This window comes from Undibacterium sp. SXout20W (assembly GCF_049340285.1).
Lineage (GTDB): Bacteria > Pseudomonadota > Gammaproteobacteria > Burkholderiales > Burkholderiaceae_D > Undibacterium.
On sequence record NZ_JBMPPH010000017.1, the window covers coordinates 22,052 to 47,892 of the forward strand.

The window sequence follows — 25,841 nt, forward strand, 5'->3', positions numbered from 1 at the left end:
GACCTTACGACGTTAAGACCTTGCGACGTTAAAACCTTACGACTTTACGACAAGTCCGGTCTGGAACGACAATATCAATGGATAGATTTTCCCAAGTCCTACAACTTTTTCTGTTGTTTTCCCGTCGGCCAGAAAGATATGAATTGATGCTGAAATCGAGACAAAAATTGAAATCTGTGGTGATGGCAATCCTATTGCTGGCCACCAGTTACGCTCCTGAAGCATCGTCGCAATCGTCGCCTGCGACCCAGAATTTGCCAAGTCTTGGAGATACATCACGGGAAGATTTATCGCCACTAGCTGAACGTAAGCTTGGTGAGCAGATAATGACGATCGTGCGCGCTGATCCGGATTACATCGATGATGGCCCGGTCTCAGAGTACCTGAATCGATTGGGTAACCAGTTATTGGATGCACATCCAGACGCGCGAGGCGAGGCTGCTTATAATTTCGAATTTTTCGCGGTTCGTGATCCGGTTCTTAATGCGTTTGCTTTCCCGGGCGGTTTCATTGGTTTGCATACAGCGCTACTCTTGACGGCGCAAACAGAATCAGAATTGGCATCAGTTATTGGGCATGAAATTGGACACGTCGCGCAGCGACATATTGCGCGCATGCTGACGAGTCAAAAATTTGATTCGTATATTCCCATGGTTGCCTTAGCGCTAGCAATGTTGGCTGCGCGTTCCAGCCCGGATGCAGCGATTGCGGTAGCGGCTGGTGGGCAAGGAATTGCCATTCAAAAGCAACTCAATTTTAGTCGTGATGCAGAGCGCGAGGCTGATCGTGTCGGATTCCAAATTTTGCAGGAAGCTGGTTTTGATACGACAGGCATGGTGACTTTTTTTGGACGTTTGCAAGCATCAACCCGCAATTACACTGATAATGCACCCGAATTTTTGCGTAGCCATCCTTTGACCAGTGAACGCATTGCCGACATGCAAGTACGGACGCAGGGATTGCGCTACAAGCAGCGGGCTGATGGCTTAGAATTTTTTTTAATGAAGTCCCGTGTCCGCGTACTACAAGACTCGAGCGTACAAGGGTTAATGGATGCAAAACAACTCTTTGAAATCCAAGTTAAGTCTGAGCGAGAGGAGGATCAGATCGCTGCAAAGTATGGCTTGGCCTTTGTTGCATGCAAGCAGCTTGATTTTGTCAAAGCACGTGAATTATTGACGCAAGTGAAAGCGCAAGTTGCCGCGTCGGCGGCGCAACGGCATGTTCTTGAATTCACGAGTGCCTTTGATAGTCTGGACATCGACATTCTGATAGGCAGCAAGCAATTTGACCTGGCCAGCAATGAGGCACAAAAAGCGATACAGCGTTTGCCGCTGTCGCGTGGACTCGTGTATCAATATGTCGATGCTTTGCTCTACGCGAAAAATGAAGAAGTCGCTGGTATTTTTTTGCGAGACCAAATTATCATGTATCGGCAAGACGCCAAATTACAGAAATTGCTTGCTAAAGTCTATGAGGTGCAAGGAAAGCAGTCTTTGCAACATATTGCGTTGGCTGACGCTTTAGCAATTCAGAATAAGTGGGGCGCCGCATTGCAGCAGTTGGATATTGCCCGGCGTGAAAAAGATGCTGGTTATTATGAATTATCGGTTATCGATGCGAACGAAAGGGATTGGAAAGAAAGTCATAAGGAAGAGCTTGCTGAAGAGCGGAAACGACGTTAACTCTTGAGATCTTTGGTGGTTTTTTACATCGTTTATGGTAAAGGTTTTGTACTATAGCCATACGCCGTCATGAGTTCAGCTAAGCTATGTTTCTGTACTATGATTTGATCGTCTGGTGTTTGTTTAAAATTGAGTTCTAATGCAGGACGATGGTCTGAAGTTTCTAGCCAGACCAAAAGTTCTTCATCAGTCGCTTGGCGACCATTTATATTTAGATGATTCAACATTGTCGGCAAATCTCTATCGTCCACCAGCGCCAAAACTTTTTCGCCAGCAAGCATCATGTTTCCGCTGGCGTCAAAATAGACAGCCGTCACTTTGGGCATGGCTTGATTGGTATGTAATTGCAGACCATTCGTCGTGGTATGGACGATATAGGGTGTCGCCGCCAGATCGACATAAACTCGTTGTGGGCCATTTTGAAAATACCAGCAACCTCTGCCATCACATTGATAATTGCGATTGATAAAGTCGATCAGAGTAGGGTGCCGGATGATATCGCCGGGCAGGTTTAACTTCTGACAACGCTCGTCACGCATACGCCACTGCCCACGCGGATCAAGGGCAAGCCAGCCGTAACAATGTGGGACATTCGGCCATTTTGCCATGGCCGCTTTGACGATTTCATCCATAATGCTTCTCCATCACAAGGCCTGATCAAAAAAGTGCAGAATTTTTTCTGGCAACCACGTCAGGCTACCAGGTGCGTGGCCGGAGGCGAATCCCACATGGCCACCGTGTTGCGGGTACTCGAGTGTCACACAGGAAGCGGCCGTTTGCGGTAAATATTGACCCGGTAAGAATGGATCGTTTTTAGCATTCAGCACTAAGGTCGGTAACGTAATATCTTGAAGTACGTGGCGAGCACTAGCACGGTACCAATAGTCATCTGTATCGAGATAACCATGCAAGGGAGCCGTCACGACATTATCGAAATCATAGAGATTTTTTGCTTCCAGCAAGCGATTCCTGTCAAACAAGCCAGGAAATTGATCAAGCTTTTGCAAGCATTTTGGTTTCAAGGTTTTTAAAAACATGCGGGTGTAGAGCATATTGAAGCCGCTGGATAGCGAGGCGCCGCCTTGTGCCAGATCGAGTGGCGCTGAAATGGCGCAGGCAGCATTGACGATTTCTGCCTGATGTTGTGATTCGCCTAACCAACGCAATAATGCATTACCACCAAGAGAAACGCCTGCCGCAAAAAAAGCAGGTTCAGCATGTTGTTGATTTTGTTGATTTTGCTGATTTTGTTGATTTTGCTGTGTTTTTAGACGACGAAGTATCCAGTTAATTTCATGGGAATCGCCCGAGTGATAAAAACGCGGTGCCTGATTGAGTTCTCCTGAGCAGCCGCGAAAATGCGGAATTGCTCCCGACCATCCGCGTGCCTGTATGGCAGCCATCAACGCACGCGCGTAATGACTGCCACTCGAACCTTCTAAACCATGGAACAGTACCACCATTGGTTTACCTGCTTGTCCATCGACAAAATCAATATCGATAAAATCATCGTCAGGCGTTGTCCACCGTTCGCGCCGAAAATTGACGTCAGGCTTGGGTATCCATAAAGCGGGATAAATGGTTTGCAGATGACCACCGGGCAGCCAGCGTGGAGACTGATATTTCATGCTTGCTTCGTGAATAAGTGTGATAAATGCTTTCTTCGCTGCGTCAACCTCAATTGAAATCGACGCAGTTTTTAATGCAAAACGCTGGCTTTGAATAAATCCAATGGCGCTTTTCCCGCTGCCACCGAGGCATGATGCATGGTGATGCGCCAGCCTTGCGGTGTTTTCAGGTAAACATTAGTGGCCAGAATATGCACATCTGGCATATTTTCATTGGGTCTGTGAACTTGTTCTATGACGCTGTGCACGGCGGTCAGCAAATTATGCGTCGCATGTAGCTGGCTCGCCTGAATATGGACGCTACCACGCTCGAAGATGGCTTCCCACGAAGCGCGAATCGCAGCGTGACCGATTTGACGCGTCGAGCCGGGGTGGATACAGACAATCTCTTCATCATCCGCCCACAATTTCATGAGGGCCTCAAGATCAGCACGACTGATGGCATCGTAAAATGCCGATTCAACGTCGTCGGCACTCCCATTAAATTGCTTTTTTGCGGGCATGTTAGTGTGACCTGGTTAATCAACGAACGTTATATTAGTGACCCTTGATCACTGTTCCCGGCGCTAGTTTGTAATGTGTGCCACAGTAAGCGCAGGTTTCAGATCCGCCATGTGACAAGTCCAGAAAAACGCGTGGATGCGATGACCAGAGCGGCATTGCAGGGTTAGGGCAGTATGCCGGTAAATCTTTCCCTTGTATTTCGACAACGTTATTAGCGGATGGTGTGCTTTGATTAGTGGACATACTGACTCCGAAAAATGTAAATGCTGGGTAGATGCAAGAGAGGAACCTGAGACTGTTGATCGTTGTTGACCGTGCACTGTCGCGCCACTCAGGATGCTTATTCGCATCAATTGAAAAATATAAACTGTGATTTTAACGGATTCCAGCAATTTACTGTCAGTGATTGGCGAGCTTTTCTAATCAGGGCTAAAATAGAAGGCTATCTTACAAAAATGAAGACCGCGTAAGCGCTTCACCCTTGCATACTTTTTGCGCCTGAATCTGGCGTTGGTCTTGGTACTGACCAGTGTTAGCGGTGGTTTTGATGGTTTGGCGACGGTCCTGAAAAATTTCATGTCTTTTGAATCTGATCAAGCAGCGACCAGAGAGGCGATACGCCTTGGCGCTCCGACGTGGTTTGGTATTGGCGCCTGGGGAATGGTGGTGGGCGTGGCAATGATCAAAGCCGGGTTAAGTCTGCCGCAAGCCTTAGGAATGACTTTTATTGTTTTCGGCGGTTCGGCGCAATTAGCTTCTTTACCCTTGATTGCTGCGCATGCCCCGGTATGGGTTATTTTTGCCAGTGCGTTGGCGGTGAATTTGCGTTTCGTTATTTTTTCTGCAATTCTGGCGCCGCATTTCTCACATTTGCCCTGGTACAAACGTGCCTGGTTTGGCTTTATGACGGGGGATGTGGCGGTGGGGCTGTTCATTCAGCGTTACCCTGATCTGCAAGACATGAAAGGAAAATTAGCTTTTTTGAAAGGCTTAATTTATCCCAATTGGACCGCATGGCAAGTTGGTTCCGTTATCGGCATTTTTCTCGGAAGTCAGGTGCCGACCAGTTGGGGACTTGGCGTTGCTGGTACATTGGCCATTTTATGCGTGATGTTGCCTTTGATTATCAATAGCGCAGCTTTCATCGGCGTTGTGGTGTCAGGTATGGTGGCGCTGTTGTGTTTTCAATTGCCTTATAAACTCGGCTTGCTGTTGGCAGTGATGGTGGGCATTCTTACTGCAATGTTGCTTGAAGAGGCGATATTTAAACGGCGACGCATGAAAGTTCAAGATCATGACTGATATAGAAATTTGGATTGTTATTTTGTCTATATGGTTGGCAACTTTCATTGCTCGTAGCGGTTTTTGGCTGGCTGGTAATCGCATCAATTTGCCGCAGCGAGTGCAAGAAGCCCTACGCTACGCACCAGCGTGTGCGTTAGCGGCAATCATTGTCCCTGATTTTCTGATGAACCCAAATCTGGCAAATCATTGGGATTTTAGTTGGCATAATCCTAAATTAATGGCTGGGATTGCGGCCACCGTGTTTTTTCAATTGCGCAAGAATATGTTGCAAACCATTATTTTTGGGATGGTGGTGTTTACGGCATTGCGTTTGCTTTAGTCGGTGATGTTTGAGTTTTTGTAGGGTGGATGCAACCCGTCAGTCTAAGCTGCGTAAGGTACGGCGCGGGTTTCAACGGCCGTGCAAGGGGATCGGCTGAGCACTGGTTGAACGATAATTTTCGCCAGGCAAGACGTCTGAAAGATCGTCCGTTCGCAGGATACTTGCCAGTAACGGGCAACGGTCCCATATCAAATTGTTGCTATATCGATACTTTTTAACTGGCATGCAGGGATTTCCTGCGTTTCAGTATCAAATCCCCGATAAAACTCTGTGGTATCAGCTGAGGGCTTTGGTAAAATAGCGGTTTTAGCGCGTTTATCCTCATCAAGAGTCAGGCTGAATCAAGTCGAAAATAATATTGCTTTTGAATAATATTATTGAAGCTCGGGGTAGGATGGCTGTTATTCCTTCAATCCAACAAACTCTCACACTACATCACGATGCAATTTAACCGACTCAGCGACCTGATCGCAGGCAATCAGCTTCAAGGCAAACGTGTTTTTATTCGTGCCGATCTTAATGTCCCGCAGGACGATCAAGGCAATATTACTGAAGATACGCGCATTCGCGCTTCCGTACCGGCGATTGAGCAAGCATTGCAAGCGGGCGCAGCGGTCATGGTGACGTCGCATTTGGGTCGTCCAACCGAAGGTGAGTTTAAGTCTGAAGATAGTCTGGCACCAGTGGCTGTAAGGTTGTCCGAATTATTGGGCGTGCCAGTCACTCTGAAACAAAATTGGGTTGACGGTGTTGAGATCGCGCCGGGCCAAGTGGTATTGCTGGAAAATTGCCGTGTCAACAAAGGCGAGAAAAAGAATGATGACGCATTGGCGCAAAAGATGGCAGCGCTTTGTGATGTGTATGTGAACGACGCTTTTGGCACGGCACATCGCGCTGAAGCTACCACTCATGGTATCGCTAAATTTGCCCCTGTCGTGGCTGCGGGTCCTTTGCTGTCCGCTGAGTTGGATGCACTCGGCAAAGCCCTGGGGCAACCAGCACGTCCTTTAGTTGCGATCGTTGCTGGCTCCAAAGTATCAAGCAAACTGACCATTTTGAAATCTCTGGCAGACAAAGTCGACAATCTGATCGTTGGTGGTGGCATTGCGAATACCTTTATGCTCGCAGCAGGCTTAAAAATTGGTAAATCCCTGGCAGAAGCAGATCTGGTGGATGAAGCCAAAGCGATTATCGACATCATGGCAAAGCGCGGCGCGTCAGTGCCAATTCCAACGGATGTTGTCTGCGCTAAAGAATTTTCTCCGACTGCGGTAGCAACGGTAAAAGCGGTCGCCGATGTTGCAGATGACGACATGATCTTGGATATTGGCCCAGTGACTTCCGCATTATTGGCTGAACAAATTAAAACCGCCGGTACGATCGTCTGGAATGGTCCCGTTGGCGTCTTTGAATTCGATCAATTTGGCAATGGTACGAAAGTGTTGGCGCAAGCAATTGCGGATTCGGCTGGTTTCTCGATTGCCGGTGGTGGCGATACATTGGCAGCAATTGCAAAATATCACATTGCCGATCGCGTTGGCTACATTTCCACAGGTGGCGGTGCTTTCCTGGAATTCCTCGAAGGCAAAACTTTGCCAGCGGTTGAAATTTTATTGCAACGTGCAGCAAAATAAGTTGTAAAACAGTGTTGATCAACTGAGTTTTTGACCATTCGAAAACTCAGTTCGCTAATAAAGTTTGCTCATAAAGTTTGTAAATACTCATTCGTCAGTGCATCAACCCATTAAAAATAATTCAGGAGATCAGATGTTACGTGCCACAAAGATTGTCGCCACTATAGGCCCCGCTTCCAATGATGTTGAAACACTCAAACGGATGATTACTGCGGGCGTTAACGTGGTACGTCTGAATTTTTCACATGGAAAAGCGCAAGACCATATTGATCGCGCCAACATGGTACGTCAGGCAGCATCTGCGTGTGGCCGTGAAGTGGCAATTATGGCGGATCTGCAAGGCCCAAAAATCCGGATTGGTAAGTTTGAAAATACGCGCATTCAGATTGAAAATGGCGATAAATTTATTCTCGATGCGGATTGCACGATGGGCAATCAGGAACGTGTTGGCCTCGATTACAAAGCCTTGCCACGCGATGTCAAGGTCGGTGACGTATTGTTACTGAATGACGGCTTGATTGTATTGATTGTTGAACGGATTGTTGGCAATGAGATTCATACTGTTGTCAAAATCGGTGGTGAATTGTCGAACAATAAAGGTATTAATCGTCAAGGTGGTGGTTTGACTGCACCTGCTTTGACGGCCAAGGATATGGAAGACATCAAAACAGCGATGTCCTTCCAGGCAGATTACGTCGCCGTATCATTTCCAAAAAATGCGACCGACATGGAAATGGCGCGTCAGTTGGCCAACATTGCTGGTGAAGCATACAACCATAAGCCAATGATGATTGCCAAGATCGAACGTGCAGAAGCGATTCCGCTGTTGCAAGAAATTCTTGATGCGTCGGACGGCATTATGGTGGCCCGTGGTGATTTGGCGGTCGAAGTTGGCAATGCGGCGGTTCCGGCACTGCAAAAACGTATGATCAAGATGGCGCGTGCTTCCAACAAGTTGGCGATTACCGCCACCCAAATGATGGAGTCGATGATTGTCAATGCGGTTCCAACCCGGGCAGAGGTTTCTGACGTTGCGAACGCGGTGCTCGACGGTACCGATGCGGTAATGGCATCAGCGGAAACAGCATCAGGTAAATACCCGATTGAGACTGTTGAAGCGATGTCCGCCATTTGTCTGGAAGCAGAGAAATTCCAGGAATATAAGCTGGATGCGGACTTCTTAAATCTGACCTTTACACGTATCGATCAGTCAATTGCGTATGGCGCCTTGTTTACTGCGCATCATTTAGGTGTGAAAGCGATTGTCGCGCTGACAGAATCTGGCTCAACGGCCTTGTGGATGAGCCGCCATAGTATTGATGTGCCTTTGTTTGCCTTGACGCCTAGCGTGGCCACGCAACGTAAAGCAGCGCTGTATCGTAATGTCCGCACCTTCACTTTGCCGTATGCTGCAGATCGCGATGCCGTACTGAAATCTGCAGAAACAGTCCTGGTTGAAAACGGTGTCGTGACCAACGGTGACATGATCGTCGTTACATGGGGTGAACCTATGGGGCAAGTTGGTGGTACCAATGCGATGAAGATCGTTAAAGTTGGTGAATTTCAGTCCTGAATTTAGCCCTGAATTTAGTCCTGAATTTCAGTCTTTATTTCGTATCAGTGCAGATTAATGTGCGTCGCCGAGGTGCGATTTTTATCTCCTGATCGAAATGAGATTTGTTGAATCTGAAGCAGTGCTTCAATATCTGATCAGATCGAATGTAAAGATTTTTAATAGTACTTCTGGAGTTTAATATGCCTCTCGTATCGATGCGTCAATTGCTGGACCATGCTGCTGAAAACGGCTATGGTTTGCCAGCGTTTAATGTCAATAATCTGGAACAAGTGACTGCGATCATGGAAGCTGCCAATGAAGTTGGCGCGCCTGTGATTATGCAAGCCTCTGCTGGTGCCCGTAAGTATGCTGGCGAAGCATTCTTGCGTCATTTGATCGAAGCCGCCGTTGAAGCGTATCCACATATTCCTGTGGTTATGCATCAGGATCATGGCCAATCGCCTGCGGTTTGTATGGCTGCGATTAAATCTGGCTTCACGTCGGTGATGATGGACGGCTCTTTGATGGAAGATGGTAAAAGTGTTGCCAGCTACGAATACAACGTTGAAGTGTCGCGCGAAGTGGTTAAATTCTCGCACTCTATTGGTGTGACTGTCGAAGCCGAACTTGGCGTGCTGGGTTCTTTGGAAACCATGATGGGCGACAAAGAAGATGGCCATGGTGCAGATGGTAAAATGACGCGCGAACAGTTGTTGACCGACGTGCAGCAAGCCGCTGACTTCGTGAAACAAACGCAATGTGATGCGTTAGCGATTGCCATCGGTACATCCCACGGTGCTTACAAGTTCTCCCGTAAGCCTACCGGCGATATTCTGGCGATTGACCGTATTAAAGAAATTCATACACGTATTCCGAACACGCATTTGGTGATGCATGGTTCCTCTTCCGTACCACAAGAATTGCTCGAAGAAATTCGTCAATTCGGTGGCGATATGAAAGAAACCTACGGCGTGCCAGTAGAAGAAATCGTCATCGGTATTCAGAACGGTGTGCGTAAAATCAATATCGATACCGACATTCGTCTGGCAATGACGGCAGCGATTCGTCGTTACATGTTTGAAAATCCAGGCAAATTTGATCCACGTGATTACTTAAAGCCAGCGCGTGAAGCAGCGAAACTGGTCTGCAAGGCGCGTTATCTGTCCTTCGGTTGCGAAGGTCAGGCGGCAAAAATCAAACCACTGCCACTGGAAAAAGTCGCCGAGCAATACAAAAAAGGCGCCTTGTCGCAGATCGTCAACTAAGCTGTTGTGACACATCAGGGCGCAGAGAATGCGCCCTGAGCATTTTTGCAGGATCAACATTCCATATCAAAATTGCAGCATCAATGAAGCAGCCATCAATAAGTTGTACAACCGAAGCAGCACCAACTGAGCAGTATTAATGTGCAGTACTAAAGAGTATTGAAAAATCATGACTACCCAAATTAACTCCACACTTCATTCTTTGCCTTTGTTAGGCCGTGGCAAAGTACGCGACAACTATGCGGTTGGCGATGACAAATTGCTTATCGTGACCAGCGATCGCCTATCCGCGTTCGACGTCATCATGTCCGAACCAATTCCTGAAAAAGGCCGTGTTCTGAATCAAATGGCTAATTTCTGGTTCGAAAAATTAGGTCACATTGTGCCGAACCATCTCACTGGTATTGCCCCTGAGAGTGTGGTTGCTGCCAATGAAGCGGAGCAAGTACGTGGTCGTGCAGTGGTTGCGAAGCGCCTTAAACCTATTATGGTTGAAGCGGTTGTACGTGGTTATATCATCGGGTCTGGCTGGAAAGATTATCAAGCGACTGGTGCTATTTGTGGCATTACTTTGCCTGCCGGTTTGCCACAGGCCGCTAAGTTAGCGGAACCTATTTTTACCCCTGCAGCAAAAGCCGAAATGGGCGAACACGACGAAAACATCAGTTTCGCCGACATGGAGCAACGTATTGGTGCCGAACTCGCAGCGAAGATGCGCGATATCAGCATTCAGCTCTACACTGAAGCGTCAGAATACGCAGCCACACGCGGCATCATTATCGCTGACACCAAGTTTGAGTTCGGTCTGGATGATAATGGCGTACTGCATTTGATGGACGAAGTGTTGACCGCTGATTCTTCCCGTTTCTGGCCTGCTGACTCCTATGCGACAGGTATATCTCCACCATCGTTCGATAAGCAATTTGTGCGCGACTACTTGGAAACCATTACCAGCTGGAATAAAACAGCACCTGCGCCGACTTTGCCAGAAGACGTGATCCAGAAAACGTCTGCTAAATATCAAGAAGCGCTGGAGCGTCTGACTGGCGAAAAACTGAAGGCTTCATCATGACGCAAGAGCAAAAAATTGTCGTTGGCGTGGTCATGGGCTCGTCATCTGATTGGGACGTGATGCAGCATGCGGTGTCGATGTTGAAAGAGTTCGGTATCGGTTTTGAAGCGAAGGTGGTATCAGCACATCGCATGCCGGATGAAATGTTTGCGTTTGCAGAAACCGCCCGTGAACGCGGCATCCGAGCGATTATCGCTGGCGCTGGTGGCGCTGCCCATCTGCCAGGTATGATCGCTGCGAAAACAATCGTGCCCGTATTTGGGGTACCTGTGCCATCGAAATATCTGCGTGGTGAAGATTCACTGTTATCGATTGTACAGATGCCAAAAGGGATTCCGGTGGCAACATTCGCGATTGGTGAGGCAGGTGCCGCGAATGCGGCGTTGGCAGCGATTGCGATGCTGGCAACAACGGACGACGCATTGGCACAAAAACTACTCGATTTCCGCCTGAAACAAACGCAAGTGGCACGCGATATGGTGTTGCCAGTTTGATTGCTTGCGTAATTGAAGTTGAAGCGGAGAAGACATCAGTTTTCTCCGCTCATGTAATTGAAAAATAAGATACTCCCGATGAGTATTCTAAAACGTCATTGATTTTACAATCGTCTTTGCCATATTTTTCTAAAATGAGGGGGGAGTATCCGACTCCTTCATGTAATCGCAGGCTTTTTTGCCTCACACTGAATTTGACACCATGACTATCGACAAGCAAGTATACCCACGCCGTCCCTTATTGCCGAACACGGCGCATAGCTGCCTTGGCATTTTAGGCGGTGGTCAGTTAGGTCGCATGTTTGCACATGCGGCTCAGGCAATTGGCTATAAAGTTGCCGTATTAGAGCCAGAGGCAGGCTGTCCAGCTGCTCAGGTTGCAGAACATCATGTGCAGGCGCAATATGACGATGTTGCCGGCTTAAGTGTCCTGCACACCCTGGCTACGCGTGTGACTACCGAGTTTGAAAATGTTCCCGCTGATAGTTTGAATTATTTTACCTGCGATGGTTTTGTTGCGCCGTCTGGTGCTTGTGTGTCGATTGCCCAGGATCGTTTGGCGGAGAAGCATTTTTTCACTCGCTGTGCCCTGAAAAATGGTGTCTATCCAGCACCACACTGGGGTATTGCGATTCATGATGATGTGGTGAGCGCCCCTGAAGATTTATTGCCTGGTATCTTGAAGACAGTACGTATGGGCTATGACGGCAAAGGTCAGGTTCGCGTGCGCAATCGTGCGGAGTTGGAACTGGCATTTGCTGGCATGAATGGTCAGCATTGCATCTTAGAAAAAATGTTGCCGTTGGCGTATGAAGTGTCTGTGCTCGTCGCGCGTGGTGTTGACGGCGAAGCGGTGGTGTATCCGATTGCAGAAAACGTGCATCGTGACGGTATTTTATTTACGACTCTGGTGCCTAGTCCTAATATTTCTCCAGAAATTACGGAAAAAGCCCAAGCTGCCGCGTTGGATATCATTGCCGAACTGGGGTATGTCGGCGTTTTGTGCATAGAATTTTTTATCCTTGAAGATGGTACCTTGGCAGTTAATGAAATGGCACCGCGTCCACATAACAGCGGCCATTACACCATTGATGCGTGTATCACCAGCCAATTTGAGCAGCAGGTAAGGGCATTAGCACAATTACCTTTAGGCGATGTGCGTCAACATTCACCTGCCGCAATGCTCAATATTTTGGGTGATGTCTGGTTTGAAAATGAAACTTCAGACCAGGTGCGTGAACCAGCCTGGGATCAAATCATGGCAATTCCGGGTGCACATTTGCATTTATATGGTAAAGCCGAGGCACGGCGTGCACGTAAAATGGGACACATCACTTTTGTTGCAAGCAGCATGCAAGAAGCGCAGTCCGCTTTAGCTAAGGCTTGCACTATCCTCGGCATCGCAGCGCCGGAGAACGTGTAATGTTGGTGTTGAATTCACTGGACAACGCTTTGTCCATCTCGCAAGCGGCGCAGAATCTGGAAGAAGGCAAGCTGGTCGCTTTTCCAACCGAGACCGTCTATGGTCTCGGCGCCGATGCTGAAAATCCGCTGGCAGTAGCCAACATCTATGCTGCGAAAGGGCGTCCTTCAAATCATCCTGTGATCGTGCATATTGCGCCAGGTGCTGATATTGCATATTGGGCAAAAGAGATTCCATTTGAGGCAGAAAAATTAATTTCTGCATTCTGGCCTGGACCTCTCACCTTGATTTTAAAGCGCGCTGATCACATTCCTGATGCCGTCTCTGGTGGCCAGGATACCGTTGGTATTCGTTGCCCGTCGCATCCGGTTGCAATGGCCTTACTCAGTGCCTTTAAAGGCGGCAAAGGGGGCGTTGCTGCGCCTTCAGCGAATAAATTCGGACACGTGAGCCCTACCATGGCTGCCCATGTGATTGAAGAGTTTGGACAAGAAATACAACCTGGTGGTCTGATTGCACAGGTACTCGATGGCGGGCAGAGTGAAGTAGGGATTGAATCCACCATTCTCGATTTAAGCCGTTTGCACACGCATGGTCCAGTCTTGTTGAGACCCGGACACATCAGTGCAGATCAATTGGCGACAGTCTTGGGTGTCATGCCAGCAAGCGCTGATGCGGCTGCGCCACGTGCTTCTGGTACGCTCGACGCCCACTACGCCCCGCACACACCGGTGGTGCAGGTGGCCGTCAGTGAGTTGGACGATGTCGTCCATCAATTGCAAAAAAATGGCAAGAAGCTGGCATTAATGAGCTATCTCGCACATCCGGCGATTCAGGCCGATGCATGGCGACACTTGCCCAATGACCCGATTGGTTATGCACACGATTTATATGCGGGTTTGCGTGATCTGGACCATGCACATGCCGATGTGATTCTGGTGGAAGCTTTGCCGCAAGAAAAAGACTGGCAAGGCGTGAACGACCGCCTCCGCCGCGCCGCGTTCGATTCGCGTGATGTGTTGCAAAAAATGTTGAACTCATAAAGACCCTTGAACACAGGTAAGACGGGCGCCCTCCGCGTTTCGCCGAATTTGGCCGGCTGCATCCGCTCTACGATCGAGTATGAGTATCCACGTCAATATCGATTTTGACTTTCACCGCTTTAGACAAAGCAACTCTGAGCAATTGGTGCTTTACGGAAAACGGATTAGAAATTGTCTCTGTCTGAACGTATCGAGTTGAGCCTATCGACTTGAGATCCTTTCCCGTTTTACTGCATGCTCACATTGTGCCGACACAAAGTGACGTCACCCGAAGGGCAAAGTCTCAGCCTTATCTTTATTTTGCTTATTTTTGCTTACTTTTCTTTGCTTAGGAGAAGCAAAGAAAAGTAAGTGGCTGCCTGACCCCTTCGGCTTGGCTCCATGAAGAACAATCGTTTTGTATATTTAAAACGACGCATAAGCGATGCAAAAATAATGCAAAAACGAAGCAATTAGGCTGCCATCAGGATGACCCTGGATAACAGAAAATATAATTAACTGTCCAATATGTACGGCAGGTAACAACCTCGCGGCAATTGAATCTGGCGGGCGCCGCCAGTCGATCTTCAGGGCTTTATCCCAAACTTCGAGTTACTTATAAATCAGCTTCATCGCCAGAATGAATGAGGCCAATAGTAATGTAACTATATTGGCAATAATCACCGGCCATGCTTCTAGTAAGATGCCGTAGGTCATCCACATCAGAATACCAGCGATAAAAATGATGTACATACTCAGCGAAACACCCTCGGCGCGTTTTACGCGCCAGGTCATCAGGGCTTGAGGGACGAAGGCAGCAGTAGTAAGGCTGGCGGCACAATAGCCGACCAAATCAGAAGTGAGCATGAAAAATTATTTTGTCGTAGTGGCAAGGAATTGCCCGCCATGATAGACCAGAGGTGGCTGCGCTGTAAATTCACAATGCTCGACTTCACCAACAAAAATTACATGATCGCCTTCGGGATAGCGGCTGCGGTTATGGCATTCAAACCAAGCAGAAGCACCCTTAATGATGGGGTGGCCGGTGCGCGAAAGTGTATATTCTACGCCTTCAAAACGATCTTTCTTGCGACTGGCAAACTGCTCTGCCAACCAGGCTTGCTCGGCGGAAAGTACATTGACAACATAATGCGAATTGCCTGTAAAAACTGGCATGCTGCTGGCGGCATTGCCCAGACTCCAGAGCACAAGCGGCGGTTCCAATGAAACCGAATTAAACGAACTTGCTGTTAAACCAAGAAACTGGCCATCAGCCAGCCGTGTGGTAATGACCGTTACGCCGGTCGCAAATTGCGACAGGGCGTTGCGGAAGTGGCGGGTGTCAAAATCGCGCTTTTCGGCGCGTGGAGAGCGGGTATGCATCAATGTTCCATCCAATTTTTTCATCATTATCCCAGATTTCCCAGGTTTCGTCGGGTAAGCACGGAGTTTGATGAACGCACTAGCGGTCTGTGTTAAACTTGCGCCCTTGATGGTTTCTGTTTGCAGACTTTAAGTGATTGATTTCTTTGGTTTTTTTATACTGCGAATTGCAGAGGGAAAAAATGTCCATAGCGAAAATTGTTGGTCGATTAGGCCTGTTGCTGGCGCTGTGCATGGTCATGGGGGCAGGAGCAGTTTTTGCCCAGGTTACTGCTGATCGGCAATTTCCACCCAATACCAAGCAAGGCGTGTTGGATATGTCAACTTATCCGACCATTAAAATGAATGGCTATGAGCGACGCTTATCGCCGTCGTCACGCATTTATTCAGTGACGAATTTGATTGTGACACCTGCAACTTTATTGGGAAGTAGTTTTGTGGTGAATTACACAGAAAATCAGTTTAAAGACATTGATAAGGTTTGGATACTCACGCAGTCAGAAAAAGCAAAAGGGCCACCAAACTCGACCTCGCAAGTAATGCCACCGCTGGCAAATTAAAATCCGAGTTGAACACCATCGTCGTTAGTTGTGGCTTCTTAAGGTTATTAACGTTGGTAATGTAATTAATGTAATTAATGTAATTAATGTAATTAGTGTAATTAATGTAATTAATGTTGTTAAGGCACCCAGTGCTGTCACTTTAGAAAAAATGATGCAAAAAAAAGTCTTTATTAAAACCTTTGGCTGCCAGATGAATGAGTACGACTCAGACAAAATGGCGGACGTTCTGAACGCGTCCGAAGGATTGATTAAAACCGATACGCCGGAAGACGCAGATATTGTTCTGCTCAATACCTGCAGCGTGCGCGAAAAAGCCTCTGAAAAAGTATTTTCTGATCTTGGCCGTTTGCGTGAATTGAAGCGTAAGCGTCCTGATATGTTGATTGGCGTTGGTGGTTGCGTTGCCTCGCAAGAAGGTGATGCCATCATCAAACGTGCGCCGTATGTGGATGTGGTGTTTGGACCGCAAACTCTGCATCGTTTGCCGCAATTGCTTGATGCACGCCGGGTTTCTGGTCGCTCGCAAGTCGATATCAGCTTTCCGGAAATAGAAAAATTCGATCACATGCCGCCTGCGAAAGTTGATGGCGCAACGGCTTACGTTTCTATCATGGAAGGTTGTAGCAAATATTGCAGTTATTGCGTCGTACCGTATACCCGTGGTGAAGAAGTGTCGCGTCGTTTTGAAGATGTCCTGGCAGAAGTTGCCGGACTCGCCGCGCAGGGTGTTAAAGAGATTTCTTTGCTAGGACAAAACGTCAATGCCTATCGCGGTCTGATGGAAGATGGCGAAATTGCTGACTTCGCGTTGCTGATTGAATACGTCGCAGAATTTCCACAAATCGAACGCATTCGTTTTGTGACGAGTCATCCAAAAGAATTCACCCAACGGCTCATCGATTGCTACGCCAAGGTGCCAAAATTAGTGAATCATTTGTATTTACCAGCCCAACATGGCTCCGACCGGATCTTGTCAGCGATGAAGCGTGGTTATACCGCCATTGAGTACAAATCAGTGTTGCGCCGTTTGAAAAAAGTGCGACCAAATATCTCGGTGTCTTCTGACTTTATTGTCGGTTTTCCAGGCGAGACTGACGAGGATTTTGACGCGTTGATGAAGTTGATCGATGACGTTGGATTTGATAATAGCTTTAGTTTTATTTTTAGTCCGCGTCCGGGTACGCCTGCCGCCAATCTGGAAGACGATACGTCAGCCGAATTAAAGCTGCGACGCTTGCAAACCTTGCAAGCGGTAATCGATGCGAATACCAAGAAATACAGTAACGCGATGATAGGTACCGTCCAGCGCATTCTGGTCGACGGCCCATCGGTGAAGAACCCTGATGAACTGCAAGGTCGTACGGAAAATAACCGTGTGGTTAATTTCCCGGGTGGTAAAGAGTTGATCGGTACGTTGGTGAATACGGTGATTACAGAGTCCTATAACTACTCATTGCGCGGCGAATTAGTTGACGAAAATGTGATTGCATAATGGCTAAAACTCCTGTGCCCGTTTCCTACTTTATTCCTGAGCCGCCAGACAACACGCGCCTGGCCAATTTGTGTGGACCGTTGGATGAGAATTTACGTCAAATTTCTGCTGCACTCGACGTGACGATATTTCGGCGCGGTGAAAAATTTATCATCAGCGGACATAACGCAGAGCAAGCTTTAGAATTGTTGGCGCATTTTTATCCACTCGCCAAAAAAACAGTATCGATCGATGAAGTGCAATTGGCCTTGGTAGAACAAAAAGCCAAACATAGTTTCAAAAATCCTACGCTCGACACAGCACGAATTCCGCATGCCAGGGAGAATGCTTCTGAGGCCATAACGGCCGATGAAATAGCGCCTGAAATATCATCACTGGAAAGCCCCGTACTCAAGACACGTCGTAGCGATTTACGTGGTCGTACACCGCATCAAAACCATTATCTCAATGCGATTGTTGAGCACGATATTACGTTTGGTATCGGTCCTGCTGGTACGGGCAAAACCTACCTGGCGGTCGCCTGTGCTGTCGATGCACTGGAGCGAGATGCTGTGAAGCGCATTATCCTGACTCGTCCAGCTGTCGAGGCAGGCGAGCGATTAGGATTTTTGCCCGGTGATCTGGCACAAAAAGTCGACCCGTATCTACGCCCGCTGTACGACGCATTGTATGATTTGCTGGGCTTTGATCGTACGCAGAAAATGTTTGAAAAACAGGTTATCGAAATCGCGCCGCTGGCCTATATGCGCGGTCGCACTTTGAATCATGCATTTGTGATTTTGGATGAAGCGCAAAATACCACGCCAGAGCAAATGAAAATGTTCCTGACACGGATTGGTTTTGGTAGCAAAGCGGTGATTACAGGTGACGTAACGCAGGTTGATTTGCAGCGCGGACAAAAAAGTGGCCTGATTGATGCGTGCCAGGTCTTGCATGATGTCAGGGGCATTGCATTCACCCAATTCACCAGCGTCGACGTCGTCCGTCATCCATTGGTCGGCCGGATCGTAGATGCTTATGAATCCGCCAATGCCAATGCGCACGCCAATAGCGCGGCGATTGGTCTGTTAAAAAATGCCACTTCACTTAGCTCATCTCATCATGGTCGCAAAAAGTAATCCCAAGCAGCAATTGTCTTTATCCGTGCAATACGCTGATCCGCGTTTGCAAGAACTGTTACCACGGCCTTTGATACGGAAAACCGTGCGAGCGGCATTATATTTCCCTGCGGAATTGACGCTACGTTTTGTCGACGCTGCCGAGGGACAGGAATTAAATCGTGATTATCGCGGTAAAGATTACGCAACGAATGTGCTGACGTTTGCTTATACCGACGACGAAGATGCTGAGGTGACGCAGGCCGACATTATTTTGTGTACCGATGTAGTGCAACGAGAAGCGGATGAACAAAAAAAATCAGTGGTCGAACATGCACAGCATTTAATTGTTCATGGTGTTTTGCATGCGCAAGGTTATGATCACGAGACCGATGATGAAGCGGATGAAATGGAAGCACTGGAAATAGAAATTTTAGCTGGATTAGGTCTGGAAAACCCTTATCAATAAGAGATTGATTCTGCGATGAAACTATTCTCCAAACACCGCAAACATGCGCGCCGGATTGCAATGGGCGATCGCGAGGTTGTTGCGCTCGGACTCCACAGTCATTTTTGGCAAGATATTTATTATTACGCCATGACTTTTACCTGGCCGCAGTTCTTTGCAGCCATCGGCGTTACGTTTATATTTTTCAATTTTATATTTGCCGCGTTGTACATGTTGTTTCCGGGGTCAATTGCAAATATGCAACCAAATAATTTTTTGGGCGCCTATTTCTTTAGCGTTGAAACGCTGGCGACCGTTGGTTATGGTGATATGCATCCCTTGACGGCCTATGCGCATACCATCGCAAGTATAGAAATTTTTGTTGGTATGGGCAGTGTTGCGGTGACAACGGGAATGGTATTCGCCCGTTTTTCGCGACCACGTTCAAGTATCGTATTTGCTGATCACCCTGTGAGTCACGTGGCGGATGGTCGCCGTTTGTTAATGGTAAGGATGGCCAATGAACGTTTGAATTTGATTAGCGAGGCGTCAGCTAAATTGCATGTGATGCGTCAGGAAACGACGTCGACCATGGGGCAGTTCCGCAAGATCTATGATTTGAAACTGGAGCGCGACCATCATCCCTTATTTATTTTGGGATGGACATTGATTCATGTGATTGATGAAACCAGCCCTCTCTACGGACTGACACCCGAGCAAATGGCTGGTAACACCTCGTTGATCGTAACCGTTGAAGGGGTTGATGACACGACCAATCAAAATCAGCGTGGCATAAAACATTACCCTTCGGAAAAAATTCGCTGGAATCACCGTTATGTGGATATCATGAGCCAACAGGGATCGGTACCGCATCTGCACTACAATAAGTTTCATGATTCGGAAGAGTTGCTGTAGGGCTAGTTTTAATGCCCGCTGTGCGCGAATATGACGACCGTATGACATATTTCATGCTGTTGACGCAGACGCAACAGCCGCAATTTCCGAAAATTTGGGAAAGTCCCTGATTTGTTGTATTCTGTAGGATTGAAACAACGGCGCCATGCCTCCTATGCAAGAGCACTCTAGTAAGGTCAGATCGACTGACCTTAAACCCCACAGGTCTTTGTTTGAACGACTGACCGCCTTCATTTCTCCTGAACCTGAAAATCGTGCAGAACTTTTAGAAGTTTTGACGGATGCCCAAGAGCGTAACCTGATCGATGCTGATGCTTTAGCAATGATCGAGGGCGTGTTCCAGGTGTCCGATTTAGCTGCGCGTGACATCATGATCCCACGTTCGCAAATGGACGTCGTCGATATTTCTACGCCCATTGAAGAATGGATGCCGCAAGTTTTAGCGACGGCGCATTCACGTTTTCCGGCGATTGATGGCGATCAGGACAGGGTCGTTGGAATTTTGTTGGCGAAAGATTTGTTGCGCTATTACGCTGAAGAAGCTTTTGAAGTCAGAGAGATGTTGCGTCCGGTGATCTATATTCCGGAATCCAAGCGCTTGAATGTGCTGTTGCGCGATTTCCGTGCGAACCGTAATCACATCGCTATGGTAGTCGATGAATACGGTGGCATTGCTGGCTTGATCACCATCGAAGACGTGTTAGAACAAATCGTTGGTGACATTGATGATGAGTACGATTTTGACGAAGAAGAAGACAATATTTTCGCCCTCGAAAATAAAGGTAACGGTAAGCGTTGGCGTGTGAAGGGATTGACTGATCTGGAGCAATTCAATGACGTCCTTGGCGTTAATTTGCCCGGTGCAGAAACCGAATCGATTGGCGATTTCGTCTCTGGCCATTTGGGGCAGGTACCCCATAAAGGTGACGAATTTGATATTGGTCCTTTGCATTTTGAAGTCCTGCGCGCCGATGCGCGTCAGGTGCAGATTTTGCAAGTAGAGCAAAGGCCATGGGCCAGCATTGATGAACAAACGTAGTGACCTTCCGATTGGCCTCATAGCAGGCTTCTGGTTGCGGCTATCTCATTGGCCGATCATTAGCCTGATGCTTATTCTTGGTGCGTTGAACGTTTTTTCATTCGCACCATTTGGATACTGGCCAGTGCAGATCATCGGTATAGCGCTCTTATTTTCGCTGGTGATACAGCCCCAAATAAAAGCAAATCCAAAGCGCGCGGCCTGGTTTGCCTGGGCCTATAGTTTTTCCTGGATTTTTTGTTGTACTAGTTGGTTGCTAGTGGCCATGACCCGCTACGGTGACTTACCTGCCACATTGGCAGTTGCTGCGCTTGCCTTACTGAGTGGCGCATTGGCGGCGTACGCCGCGCTTTCTATCTGGTTAGGCTTGTGGTTGCAACGTCGCTTGAGCTTGTCTGACAGTAGTTTGCTTACTCTCATTTTCCCTGCCTTGTGGATGTTGAATGAGTGGTTGCGTGGTTGGGTCGTGACTGGCTTTCCGTGGTCGATCTCAGGGTATGCCTACACACATTCCATATTAGCTGGGTTCGCGCCTGTTTTTGGCGTTTATGGCATCAGCTTTATATCGGCACTGCTTTCTGGAATGCTGGCATGGTTGTGTATTTCCAGATTAAAAAAGTTCCACGTCTTTGCTTATATACTGGCAGGCAGTTTTATTTTTGGACTAGGTGCGCTGCTACAAACCGTGCAATGGACGCGTCCAGTCGGCCAGCCACTCAGCGTGAGATTACTGCAGGGGAATGTGGCTCAGGACTTGAAATTTGATCCGGAACATCTGAAAGAGTCAGTGCAGCTTTACCGAGATATGTTGACCGCAGCACCAGCTGATTTGATTGTGACACCAGAGACGGCTTTTCCCATACTGACATCACAGTTGCCAGCGGATTTTTTACCGCGCTTAAATGCGTACGCTCAGCAAACCCAGAGCGCGCTCCTGTTGGGTATCGTGGTGCAGGATGGTGCAGACAGGTATACCAATAGTCTTCTTGGTTTTGCGCCGCTTTATGCTGATCGTGCCTATCGTTACGATAAACACCATTTAGTACCTTTTGGTGAATTCATTCCATTTGGATTCCGTTGGTTTGTTCGTATGATGAATATTCCCTTGGGCGATTTATCGACGGCAGGTATTTTGCAGCCACCGATGGCCGTTCGCGATCAGTTTGTGATGCCGGATATTTGCTACGAAAGTTTGTTTGGCGAAGAAATTGCCAGCCAGCTTGCCGATCAGATTTCGTCGAAGCGGCCCGTCGCTACGATTATGTTGAATGCATCGAATCTCGCCTGGTACGGTGACTCCATCGCGATGCCGCAGCATTTACAGTTTGCGACGATGCGCGTCCTGGAAACGGGGCGACCATGGTTGAGTGCAACGAATACAGGGGCGACAGTCGTGGTTGATGCCCATGGCCAGATCAAGGCGCAATTGCCTGTATTGACGCAGGCAACTTTGCAATCAACGGTGCAAGGTTATAGTGGCATGACGCCCTATATTTTTTGGGGTAATCGGGGCATTTTGTTGTTGGTATTCGCTATCTTGCTGGTGACTTGCTGGATGTCCCGGCGTGCTGTTGCAAAGTCTTCGTTTGTTGTTGATTTGTAGTGTTGTACTTCGGGCGACCAGGCCGGGTGTGGCCCGGCGGCCACTTACTTTTCTTTGCTACGCCAAAGTAAAGTAAGCAAAAGAAAGGCGACGCTGAGACTTTGCCCTGCGGGTGCCGTCACTGCGTGTCGGCACAATTTGCGCGTCACGTAAAACGGGAAAGTGTCGAAACTCGCTGCGCTCAGACAACGACACTTTCTGATCCGTTTTCCGTGAGGCACAAATTGCTTTGTCTAAAGCGGGTAAGGTCTGCATCAACGTCTACTTCAACGTCAACATCAACGTCAACATCGACGTCTACTTCTGCGTCCACCTTTAGTGCTTAGCGTGGGGCTACCGCTTAAGCCTTCGTTTCTTGTTGATTTATAGTGTTGTACTTCGGGCGACCAAGCCGGGAGTGGCCCGGCGGCCACTTACTTTTCTTTGCTTCGCCAAAGTAAAGTAAGCAAAAGAAAGGCGACGCTGAGACTTTGCCCTGCGGGTGCCGTCACTGCGTGTCGGCACAATTTGTGCGTCACGTAAAACGGGAAAGTGTCGAAACTCGCTGCGCTCAGACAACGACACTTTCTGGTCCGTTTTCCGTGAAGCACAAATTGCTTTGTCTAAAGCGGGTAGGGTCTACATCTACATCGACATTAACATCAACGTCTACTTCTGCGTCCACCTTTAGTGCTTAGCGTGGAGGCTGCCGCTCAAGTCTTCGTTTCTTGTTGATTTATAGTGTTGTACTTCGGGCGACCAAGCCGGGAGTGGCCCGGCGGCCACTTACTTTTCTTTGCTACGCCAAAGTAAAGTAAGCAAAAGAAAGGCGACGCTGAGACTTTGCCCTGCGGGTGCCGTCACTGCGTGTCGGCACAATTTGTGCGTCACGTAAAACGGGAAAGTGTCGAAACTCGCTGCGCTCAGACAACGACACTTTCTGATCCGTTTTCCGTGAGGCACAAATTGCTTTGTCTAAAGCGGGTAAGGGCTACATCAACGTCCACTTCAACATCAACATCGACATCGACATCTATCTCCACCTTTAGCGCTGAGGATGCAGGTTGAGCCTTAAGCCTTCGTTTCTTTTTGATTTTTAGTGTTGTACTTCGAGCGACCAGGCCGGGTGTGGCCCGGCGGCCACTTACTTTTCTTTGTTTCGCCAAAGTAAAGTAAGCAAAAGAAAGGCGACGCTGAGACTGTGCCCTGCGGGTGCCGTCACTGCGTGTCGGCACAATTTGCGCGTCACGTAAAACGGGAAAGTGTCGAAACTCGCTGCGCTCAGACAACGACACTTTCTGATCCGTTTTCCGTGAGGCACAAATTGCTTTGTCTAAAGCGGGTAGGGTCTACATCAATGTCCACATCAACATCAACATCAACATCAACATCAACCCTATGTTTAGGGTGGGTGCAAACCGTCAAATTTATTCCAGGTTTTGCTTCAGTAATGTCATTTGATTTCCAGAACTAAAGCCGATCTGGCGGGCACGGTAAGCGACTCTGTAATGTCAACATCTTTGTTGCGCATGACGTCAAATGCTGAATGATGGCCTGTTAAAATTTCATGGAAGCGCTTGGTTTTTAGCACAGTTTCGGTTTTATTTTTATTTAAAACGACCATGATGATGTGTTTTTGATCGTATCTGAAAAAAGCATAGGTTCCATTTTCAGGTAGGTAATGCAGCATTTTTCCGTGATGTATGACGGGCTGATTTTTGCGCCACTGCAGTAATTTTCTCATGTAGTTTTGCGTGTCGATCTGCTCCTTGTTCAATCCCTTTCCTGTGAAAGCGTTGACTGCATCATGTGGCCAGCCACCCGGGAAATCCTTGCGTGTTTCCCCATCGTTTCTCTCTTTCTCACTCGTCATGAGTACTTCAGTACCATAATAAAATTGTGGAATACGCGGTGCTGTGGCCACATATGTGATGGCAAGCCGGACCAGTTCCGCATCATTGTGAAGTACGGTATACAGGCGGCTCAGATCATGATTTCCTTCAAATAAAACCAGATTGTCTGGATCTGGATATTGATTATCGTTGCCAAGTGCCTGGTACAGTTTGACCAGTCCCGTAAAATCGCTTTCGGCTTCGCCCATTGCGGTACGCATTGCATCTTGTAGCGGAAAATCCATTAAACTCGGCAAATAAGAAACATAACCGTTGCTATGGATCTTTCCCTTTTGCCAGTAAGCGACCGTGGCAGGATTCAGGCTCCATTCTTCGCCGACCATATTCATATTCGGATATTCTTCTGTCAGGCGCCGCGACCATTCTGACAAAAATGCTGTGTCTGAATAACCGTAGGTATCAATCCGAAGTCCGGACAAACCTGCATATTCGACCCACCAGATTGAGTTCTGAATTTGATACGTAGCTACCAGAGGATTTTTCTGATTCATATCTGGCATATTGTCGCTAAACCATCCTTGCGTAAAATTCTTTCGATCTTCCTCGGAAGCATAGGGGTCGCCGATGACACTATGGGCATGCTTGGTTGGAACAAATTGCCCATTAAAACTGATCCAGTCGTTCATTGGCATATCTTTCATCCACCAATGCTCGGAACCAATGTGATTTAAGACAATATCCTGAATCACGCCTATGCCCTTTTGTCTGGCGAGAGTTACCATATTTTTGAAGTCCTCATTGCTGCCATAGCGAGGATCAATTTTGTAGGTGTCGGTCGCGGCATAGCCGTGGTAAGAGTAGGCCTTCTGGTTGTTCTCGACGAGTGGCGTAGGCCAGATCATTGTGTAGCCGAGGCCGGAGATGTAATCCAGATGATCGCTTATGCCCTTGATATCGCCGCCATGCCGACCTGCTGCGTTGCTACTGCGGTTCGCTTGATCAAAATAGCCTGGTTGGTTGTCGTTGGTGGGGTCACCATTTGCAAAACGATCTGGCATCAAATTTAGTATCACGTCTTCGTTGCCAAAGCCGCGTCGTGTTGCGGAGTCTGGACTGCGTTGCAATAAAGAATAGGTGTACTGTAAGTCTTTGCTGCCGTGGCGGAAGTGCAGCATCACGGTGCCGGCTTGCGCGTTAGGGGAAATACGCAAGTCAATGAAAAGATAATTTCGGTTAGCGACGCGCGTCACAGTTTCAATTTGTACCTCTGGGTAATCGATTTCAGGGACTGTGTCGGCGATGTCAGTGCCATGCACCATGAGCTGAAGATGCCCGGATTTCATGCCAACCCACCAGTTTCCTGGTTCAATCCGCTCAATGTCTGTTGCGGCTGCTAATTGCGTTACCGCCAGGGTTGCCATCGTCACAATCATTCGTTTCAACATGTGCTCAATCCTTGATGTGTATTCGTATTTTAGGTTCTGACAGCGTAGGAGTTACGCAAAATCCTACAGTAGCCTTCTAGTGCCAAGCCATCTTTCTTTTACTGTCTCTGACGCC

Annotated in this window: 27 protein-coding genes; 17 read left to right on the plus strand and 10 right to left on the minus strand. The window is 48.0% G+C overall.

The genetic code is table 11. The features are described from left to right. Positions 1-146 precede the first annotated feature (146 nt). Positions 147-1,685, plus strand: a complete 1,539-nt coding sequence (locus ACO0K1_RS10700) for a M48 family metalloprotease (RefSeq protein WP_423025494.1) — start codon at positions 147-149, stop codon at positions 1,683-1,685. A 32-nt stretch (positions 1,686-1,717) separates the two neighbouring features. Here the strand turns inward: ACO0K1_RS10700 and ACO0K1_RS10705 are convergent, their stop codons facing one another. The 4 genes from ACO0K1_RS10705 to ACO0K1_RS10720 all read right to left on the minus strand — a co-directional run bounded on the left by ACO0K1_RS10705 (position 1,718) and on the right by ACO0K1_RS10720 (position 4,060). After that, on the minus strand, positions 1,718-2,317 hold the full coding sequence (locus ACO0K1_RS10705) for a DUF2946 family protein (RefSeq protein ID WP_423025496.1): 600 nt from the start codon (positions 2,315-2,317) through the stop codon (positions 1,718-1,720). Positions 2,318-2,329: 12 nt separating this feature from the next. Further along, positions 2,330-3,313 carry a YheT family hydrolase gene (locus ACO0K1_RS10710; protein WP_423025498.1) on the minus strand — a complete coding sequence of 328 codons (984 nt, stop codon included), beginning with the start codon at positions 3,311-3,313 and terminating at the stop codon, positions 2,330-2,332. A 71-nt stretch (positions 3,314-3,384) separates the two neighbouring features. Further along, the gene (locus tag ACO0K1_RS10715) at positions 3,385-3,816 is read right to left on the minus strand and encodes a YybH family protein (protein WP_423025500.1); all 432 of its coding nucleotides are present in this window, start codon (positions 3,814-3,816) and stop codon (positions 3,385-3,387) included. Between the two features lie 34 nt (positions 3,817-3,850). Next, positions 3,851-4,060: a zinc-finger domain-containing protein gene (locus ACO0K1_RS10720; RefSeq protein WP_423025502.1), complete on the minus strand. Its 210-nt coding sequence runs from the start codon at positions 4,058-4,060 to the stop codon at positions 3,851-3,853. Between the two features lie 333 nt (positions 4,061-4,393). Here ACO0K1_RS10720 and ACO0K1_RS10725 point away from each other — a divergent pair, with 333 nt between their 5' ends. The 9 genes from ACO0K1_RS10725 (at position 4,394) to ACO0K1_RS10765 (ending at position 13,930) form a co-directional block, all read left to right on the plus strand. Next, on the plus strand, positions 4,394-5,119 hold the full coding sequence (locus ACO0K1_RS10725) for an AzlC family ABC transporter permease (RefSeq protein ID WP_423025580.1): 726 nt from the start codon (positions 4,394-4,396) through the stop codon (positions 5,117-5,119). Beyond that, complete coding sequence (locus ACO0K1_RS10730) at positions 5,112-5,441, plus strand: AzlD domain-containing protein (RefSeq protein WP_423025504.1); 330 nt, start codon at positions 5,112-5,114, stop codon at positions 5,439-5,441. The genes ACO0K1_RS10725 and ACO0K1_RS10730 overlap by 8 nt, the downstream gene beginning before the upstream one ends. A 443-nt stretch (positions 5,442-5,884) precedes the next feature. Next, entirely contained in the window at positions 5,885-7,078 is a 1,194-nt protein-coding gene (locus ACO0K1_RS10735; RefSeq protein ID WP_423025582.1) for a phosphoglycerate kinase, read from the plus strand. Between the two features lie 133 nt (positions 7,079-7,211). Then, positions 7,212-8,651 (plus strand): pyruvate kinase, encoded by a 1,440-nt coding sequence (gene pyk, locus ACO0K1_RS10740; RefSeq protein WP_423025506.1) that lies wholly within the window; start codon positions 7,212-7,214, stop codon positions 8,649-8,651. A 182-nt stretch (positions 8,652-8,833) separates the two neighbouring features. Then, positions 8,834-9,898 carry a class II fructose-bisphosphate aldolase gene (gene fba / locus ACO0K1_RS10745; protein ID WP_423025508.1) on the plus strand — a complete coding sequence of 355 codons (1,065 nt, stop codon included), beginning with the start codon at positions 8,834-8,836 and terminating at the stop codon, positions 9,896-9,898. A 169-nt stretch (positions 9,899-10,067) separates the two neighbouring features. Then, on the plus strand, positions 10,068-10,970 hold the full coding sequence (locus tag ACO0K1_RS10750) for a phosphoribosylaminoimidazolesuccinocarboxamide synthase (RefSeq protein WP_423025510.1): 903 nt from the start codon (positions 10,068-10,070) through the stop codon (positions 10,968-10,970). Then, positions 10,967-11,464, plus strand: a complete 498-nt coding sequence (purE, locus tag ACO0K1_RS10755) for a 5-(carboxyamino)imidazole ribonucleotide mutase (protein WP_423025512.1) — start codon at positions 10,967-10,969, stop codon at positions 11,462-11,464. Before ACO0K1_RS10750 ends, purE begins: the two co-directional genes overlap by 4 nt. A gap of 202 nt (positions 11,465-11,666) precedes the next feature. Further along, on the plus strand, positions 11,667-12,887 hold the full coding sequence (locus tag ACO0K1_RS10760) for a 5-(carboxyamino)imidazole ribonucleotide synthase (protein ID WP_423025514.1): 1,221 nt from the start codon (positions 11,667-11,669) through the stop codon (positions 12,885-12,887). Next, positions 12,887-13,930 carry an L-threonylcarbamoyladenylate synthase gene (locus ACO0K1_RS10765; RefSeq protein ID WP_423025516.1) on the plus strand — a complete coding sequence of 348 codons (1,044 nt, stop codon included), beginning with the start codon at positions 12,887-12,889 and terminating at the stop codon, positions 13,928-13,930. The genes ACO0K1_RS10760 and ACO0K1_RS10765 overlap by 1 nt, the downstream gene beginning before the upstream one ends. Positions 13,931-14,521: 591 nt before the next feature. On the opposite strand, the gene ACO0K1_RS10770 is transcribed toward ACO0K1_RS10765, so the two are convergent. Together ACO0K1_RS10770 and ACO0K1_RS10775 are read right to left on the minus strand one after the other, a co-directional pair. Further along, complete coding sequence (locus tag ACO0K1_RS10770; protein WP_423025518.1) at positions 14,522-14,776, minus strand: SemiSWEET transporter; 255 nt, start codon at positions 14,774-14,776, stop codon at positions 14,522-14,524. Between the two features lie 6 nt (positions 14,777-14,782). Beyond that, positions 14,783-15,292, minus strand: coding sequence for a flavin reductase family protein (locus tag ACO0K1_RS10775; RefSeq protein ID WP_423025583.1), 510 nt, complete (start codon positions 15,290-15,292; stop codon positions 14,783-14,785). A 182-nt stretch (positions 15,293-15,474) separates the two neighbouring features. Here ACO0K1_RS10775 and ACO0K1_RS10780 point away from each other — a divergent pair, with 182 nt between their 5' ends. From ACO0K1_RS10780 to lnt, 7 genes are all read left to right on the plus strand, one after another. Further along, on the plus strand, positions 15,475-15,852 hold the full coding sequence (locus ACO0K1_RS10780; RefSeq protein ID WP_423025520.1) for a hypothetical protein: 378 nt from the start codon (positions 15,475-15,477) through the stop codon (positions 15,850-15,852). Between the two features lie 154 nt (positions 15,853-16,006). Continuing rightward, positions 16,007-17,347: a tRNA (N6-isopentenyl adenosine(37)-C2)-methylthiotransferase MiaB gene (miaB, locus tag ACO0K1_RS10785; RefSeq protein ID WP_423025584.1), complete on the plus strand. Its 1,341-nt coding sequence runs from the start codon at positions 16,007-16,009 to the stop codon at positions 17,345-17,347. Beyond that, the gene (locus ACO0K1_RS10790; RefSeq protein ID WP_423025522.1) at positions 17,347-18,465 is read left to right on the plus strand and encodes a PhoH family protein; all 1,119 of its coding nucleotides are present in this window, start codon (positions 17,347-17,349) and stop codon (positions 18,463-18,465) included. Before miaB ends, ACO0K1_RS10790 begins: the two co-directional genes overlap by 1 nt. Beyond that, a complete protein-coding gene (gene ybeY, locus ACO0K1_RS10795; RefSeq protein WP_423025524.1) occupies positions 18,449-18,913 on the plus strand; it encodes an rRNA maturation RNase YbeY in 465 nt (154 codons plus the stop codon). Before ACO0K1_RS10790 ends, ybeY begins: the two co-directional genes overlap by 17 nt. A gap of 15 nt (positions 18,914-18,928) precedes the next feature. Then, positions 18,929-19,807, plus strand: coding sequence for an ion channel (locus tag ACO0K1_RS10800; RefSeq protein WP_423025526.1), 879 nt, complete (start codon positions 18,929-18,931; stop codon positions 19,805-19,807). Between the two features lie 154 nt (positions 19,808-19,961). Next, the gene (locus ACO0K1_RS10805; protein WP_423025528.1) at positions 19,962-20,846 is read left to right on the plus strand and encodes an HlyC/CorC family transporter; all 885 of its coding nucleotides are present in this window, start codon (positions 19,962-19,964) and stop codon (positions 20,844-20,846) included. Beyond that, on the plus strand, positions 20,833-22,449 hold the full coding sequence (gene lnt, locus ACO0K1_RS10810; RefSeq protein ID WP_423025530.1) for an apolipoprotein N-acyltransferase: 1,617 nt from the start codon (positions 20,833-20,835) through the stop codon (positions 22,447-22,449). The genes ACO0K1_RS10805 and lnt overlap by 14 nt, the downstream gene beginning before the upstream one ends. Before the next feature lie 57 nt (positions 22,450-22,506). On the opposite strand, the gene ACO0K1_RS10815 is transcribed toward lnt, so the two are convergent. The 4 genes from ACO0K1_RS10815 to ACO0K1_RS10830 form a co-directional block, all read right to left on the minus strand. Then, positions 22,507-22,704 carry a hypothetical protein gene (locus ACO0K1_RS10815; protein WP_423025532.1) on the minus strand — a complete coding sequence of 66 codons (198 nt, stop codon included), beginning with the start codon at positions 22,702-22,704 and terminating at the stop codon, positions 22,507-22,509. Positions 22,705-22,812: 108 nt separating this feature from the next. Then, entirely contained in the window at positions 22,813-23,007 is a 195-nt protein-coding gene (locus ACO0K1_RS10820) for a hypothetical protein (RefSeq protein WP_423025534.1), read from the minus strand. 344 nt (positions 23,008-23,351) lie between these two features. After that, a complete protein-coding gene (locus tag ACO0K1_RS10825) occupies positions 23,352-23,723 on the minus strand; it encodes a hypothetical protein (protein WP_423025536.1) in 372 nt (123 codons plus the stop codon). 158 nt (positions 23,724-23,881) lie between these two features. Next, on the minus strand, positions 23,882-25,726 hold the full coding sequence (locus ACO0K1_RS10830; RefSeq protein ID WP_423025538.1) for a glycoside hydrolase family 13 protein: 1,845 nt from the start codon (positions 25,724-25,726) through the stop codon (positions 23,882-23,884). Positions 25,727-25,841 lie beyond the last annotated feature (115 nt).